General features: G+C 44.6%; 5 protein-coding genes. All 5 read left to right on the top strand.

The window, feature by feature from the left end; translation table 11 throughout:
- Positions 1 to 427 precede the first annotated feature (427 nt).
- The 5 genes from nusB to coaE all read left to right on the top strand — a co-directional run bounded on the left by nusB (position 428) and on the right by coaE (position 3,994).
- Positions 428 to 1,390, top strand: coding sequence for a transcription antitermination factor NusB (gene nusB, locus VMW01_08115; GenBank protein ID HUW06213.1), 963 nt, complete (start codon positions 428 to 430; stop codon positions 1,388 to 1,390).
- Positions 1,391 to 1,492: 102 nt separating this feature from the next.
- Positions 1,493 to 1,915: a DUF1573 domain-containing protein gene (locus VMW01_08120; protein ID HUW06214.1), complete on the top strand. Its 423-nt coding sequence runs from the start codon at positions 1,493 to 1,495 to the stop codon at positions 1,913 to 1,915.
- Positions 1,916 to 1,938: 23 nt separating this feature from the next.
- A complete protein-coding gene (gene yajC, locus VMW01_08125) occupies positions 1,939 to 2,265 on the top strand; it encodes a preprotein translocase subunit YajC (GenBank protein HUW06215.1) in 327 nt (108 codons plus the stop codon).
- A 132-nt stretch (positions 2,266 to 2,397) separates the two neighbouring features.
- Positions 2,398 to 3,396 carry a hypothetical protein gene (locus tag VMW01_08130; protein HUW06216.1) on the top strand — a complete coding sequence of 333 codons (999 nt, stop codon included), beginning with the start codon at positions 2,398 to 2,400 and terminating at the stop codon, positions 3,394 to 3,396.
- A 1-nt stretch (position 3,397) separates the two neighbouring features.
- Complete coding sequence (coaE, locus tag VMW01_08135; GenBank protein ID HUW06217.1) at positions 3,398 to 3,994, top strand: dephospho-CoA kinase; 597 nt, start codon at positions 3,398 to 3,400, stop codon at positions 3,992 to 3,994.
- Positions 3,995 to 4,136: the final 142 nt, after the last annotated feature.

The following is a 4,136-nucleotide window of genomic DNA, read 5'->3' on the forward strand; positions in this document are numbered from 1 at the left end:
GTCGCCCCTAGTAGCCTTAACGTCAAAAAAGTAGGTGCGCTTGCCTGCCCTTACCGCTTTGGAAAAGATTTCGCTGTTCTCTTCCCTGTCATACCCGTCGTGCTTGTCGAAATCGTCCGTCATTTCATGTTGGTTTGTTAGTAAAACATTGGTTGTTCTTCCTGCCAAAAATATAAATTTTTTTTCCCCAGCAGTTTAATTTTACCATTTTCACTCTTTTAAATTTCTGAAAGGGGAAGAGTTTTCTTCTAGATATGAGGCAATGTGGTGGACGATAGCACAATGGAATTTTATTGTTTTGACGTTATTTTAATTTGTTCCAGCGCAAAGAGGGTTTGGCCCACTTTGCTTTTTGCATGCAATACAAAAAGAGTATCTTTGCAAGGCATTTTTGAGGTAAAAAATTGTTAATAGGTTCTTGTTCAGTATGATAAGTAGACGCTTGCTTAGGATAAAGGTTGCTAAAACGCTTTACGGGCATTTGCAATCGCCCGACCGTACATTAGGCCAATCCGAAAAGGAATTACTCCACAGCATCCATAAGTTCTATGATCTGTACCACTTACTACTAACCTTAGTAGTTGATGTGGCTGATTATTCGCAAGTGCGCATTGATCTGGGCCTTCAAAAACATCGCCCTACCGCTGAAGAGCTTAGCCCCAATAGACGATTTGTTGACAATGCAGTGGTTAGCTTGCTGCGTAGCAACCTTGAGTTGGATGCATACAACCAACAAAACAAGCTTTCATGGGCGGGATACCCCAGGTTAGTTAAGAAGTTTTACGAAAACTTGATTAGCCGGGATTATTTTCAGGATTACTTGAATGCCGATACCTGTGACTTTGCCACCGATAAGAAACTCGTTCTTGACTTTTACACCAAAGAATTGGAGGATTTTGAGGACTTGTATTCGTGTTTGGAAGAGCAGAGCATGTTCTGGATGGACGAGATAGAGTTCATCATTGGCATGGTTATTAAAACCGTGAAGGGGTTCAAGGAATCGTACGACGAAAGTGCTAAGTTGCTGCCGTTGTTCAAGGAGCTGGAGGATGAAACGTTTGCCACGCGATTGCTCCGACGGGCTGTTTTAAAGCGCGAGGAGTATCTGGAAATGATTGGTAATTTCTCCAGCAATTGGGAGGTAGATCGCATCGCCTTTATGGACTCGGTGATCATGCTTGCCGCCATTGCAGAAATTGTGGAGTTTCCCAACATCCCCATCAAGGTTTCGTTCAACGAGTATATCGATTTGGCTAAGTTTTACAGCACTCCCAACAGCGCTGCATTTATAAACGGGGTGCTCGATAAAGCTATCGCTCAGCTCAAAACCGACAATAAAATAGTTAAGCAGGGCAGAGGGTTGGTTGGAGAAGAGGCTGAAATTTCCTAACTTGCAAGTTCTTAAAGTTGAATATTAGAGAGATATTTCACCAGATAATTACGGCTGTTCACTCTTGACCCACAGGTTAGTGGACGATTAACCGAAGAACAAATGAAGCAGATTAATAGGTTGTGGTTAGTAGGTTTGGTAATTGCCTTTCTTGCCTCTGGGTGTGGACATAGGAAGACGGTTGAGGTAGCCAATACTAAGGCGGTGGCAGGCCACCCGAAGATCGTTTTTGAAGAAGACTACTTCGACTTTGGAACTATTAAACAGGGGGAGATTGTTACGCATACTTTCTACTTTAAAAATGAGGGTGATGGCGATTTGATGATAATGGATGCCATTCCCAGCTGTGGATGCACTACCCCAAAGTTTACCAAACAACCGTTGCTGCCTGGTGGCAGGGGCCATATCGAAATACAGTTTAATAGCGACGGGTGGCTTGGCCTACAGATGAAGGAAGTTACCCTCAAATTCAATGGTGGGCTTCCAGCGCGCAGCCTTACCTTAAAGGGAAATGTAGTTCAGTAAATAAATCCTTAAATTCAATAAGCATGTTCAACAACGTTATTATTTTACAGGCAGCAGCTCCAGCAGCAGGAGGACAAGGTTATTCTTTCCTCATTATGATGGTGCTCGTATTTGTGGTTATGTACTTCTTTATGATTCGCCCTCAAACTAAGCGCCAGAAGGAGTTGCGCAAGTTCCAAAGCGAGCTGAAGAAGGGTGATAAGATTGTTACCACTGGTGGTATTTATGGCAAGGTTTGGGAAGTTCGCGACCTATACATTATCATTGAAATTGACGACAACGTAAAGATTCGTTGCGACAAGAGCGCGATTCTTCGTGACCCATCCGATTTACAGCAGAACTCAAAGTAGAGGTAATTTCTTTGAAGGGAATTGGGCTTAGCAGTTGCTAAGCCCTTTTTCGTTAACCACCTTGAGGGAGAAGTTGTGGTTCGATTCGGGATTATTTCTAACTTGCAGCATAATTTTCAATTTCCTTTACCCGTGGATACCCGTTTTTTTAAGCAATTTGGTGAAGCTTTTACACCTCGGAAAATCAAGGTGGATGAGAAGGTCGTTGTTTTCCTCTTCTTCCTCTTTTTCGCCTCATTCCTTTGGTATCTCAATAAGCTGAATCATGAGTACACCATCGATCTTTCTTACCCAGTTCGGTTTAGCAATTTGCCTTCCGACAAGGTATTTGTGAAGGAGTCAGAAGCTGCTGTAACGCTAAAGGTACGTGCACATGGTTATACTCTTTTGAAGTTTAAAATGAGTTCGGTGCTTGCACCGCTCAACATCGACCTAAAGGAGATTAAGCTCAACCGCTTAAACGGCTCCAAAACTACCTACTACATTCTTTCATCGCGGATTCAAACCATGCTGGCCGACCAGATTAATCCCGATATGCAGCTTGAAGAGGTTGCCCCAGATACTCTATTTGTGGACCTTTCGCACATGTCGCGAAGGGTTGTGCCCGTGCAATCCAACCTCGACCCTGAGCCCGAGAGGCAATTTATGCTGAGCCGGCCACCCACGCTGCATCCAGACTCAGTAATAGTAACTGGGCCTGCTTCACTAGTCGACACGTTGGCCTTTTGGCCAACAAAGCCAAAAAAACTTGACAAGCTAAATCAATCTACCTCTGGTATTCTTGCACTTACGAACATATCTGGAATAACGCCCTCTACACGCCGTATCGACTATACAATAACGGTTGAGAAGTATACTGAAGGTACGGTTGATGTTCCAATTCAAGTTGTGAATGTTCCGGCCAATAAACACCTGATGCTTTTGCCCGCTACTGCAAAGGTATCCTACATGGTTGCATTGAGCCGCTACACGGAGGTGACTCCCTCCAGCTTTAAGCTGGTGGTAGACTACAGTAATGTTTCGTCACTACTCAGCGATAAGCTAAAGGTAAGCTTAACGGGGCAGCCCGATTTTGTGGCGAGTATCACCGTAAATCCTAACTTTGTGGAGTATATTGTTCAAAATAATTGATATGCTTAAAGTTGGACTTACTGGCGGAATTGGAAGTGGTAAATCCTTCGTAGCCAGAATATTTTCTGAGCTAGGAGCTCCCATTTATCAGGCCGATTTTGAGGCAAAAAAGTTGATTGAGGTTGATCCCGATATTGTTGCCGCTTACAAGCAATTTTTCGGTGATGAGATATACACCCCGCTGGGGCTGAATCGGAAGCAAGTGGCAGCGTTGGTCTTTGGCGATAGGGAGATTTTGGAGAAGGTGAACAAGGTGGTTCATCCGGCGGTAGAACGGCATTTTCAGAGCTGGTTACAGCAGCAATCCCTTTTTCCTTACGTTATACATGAGGCCGCCATCCTAATCGAAAGCGGCGCAAGTGAAACCATGGATAAGCTTGTGGTGGTAGTGGCACCTGAAGAGGTAAGGGTCGCGCGGGTAATTGAGCGCGATGGTGTTGGACCAGAGCAGGTTCACCTTCGAATGGCCCATCAGCTATCGGATCAGGAGCGCATTGCACGGGCTGATTTTGTGATTAATAACGATAACAACCAGCTGCTCCTGCCCCAGGTGGTGGAGCTGCATGAAAAGCTGCTTAGCCTTTCAAATAAGAGGTAGAATATGGGATACGGAAAATGGATATCTGGTGCTTTGGGGTGGTTCTTTCTAGGACCAATTGGTGGCATAGCTGGCTTTGCCTTGGGCGCGTTGCTAGAAACATCGGAGGGAGGCAAAAAAATCTACACCGGACAAACTAGCC

This window comes from Williamwhitmania sp., from assembly GCA_035529935.1.
Taxonomy (GTDB): Bacteria; Bacteroidota; Bacteroidia; order Bacteroidales; family Williamwhitmaniaceae; genus Williamwhitmania.

Bases quoted from the DNA above. Each gene is read 5' to 3' on its own strand.
- nusB (HUW06213.1), top strand. From the start codon at position 428: ATGATAAGTAGACGCTTGCTTAGGATAAAGGTTGCTAAAACGCTTTAC.
- VMW01_08120 (HUW06214.1), top strand. From the start codon at position 1,493: ATGAAGCAGATTAATAGGTTGTGGTTAGTAGGTTTGGTAATTGCCTTT.
- yajC (HUW06215.1), top strand. From the start codon at position 1,939: ATGTTCAACAACGTTATTATTTTACAGGCAGCAGCTCCAGCAGCAGGA.
- coaE (HUW06217.1), top strand. From the start codon at position 3,398: ATGCTTAAAGTTGGACTTACTGGCGGAATTGGAAGTGGTAAATCCTTC.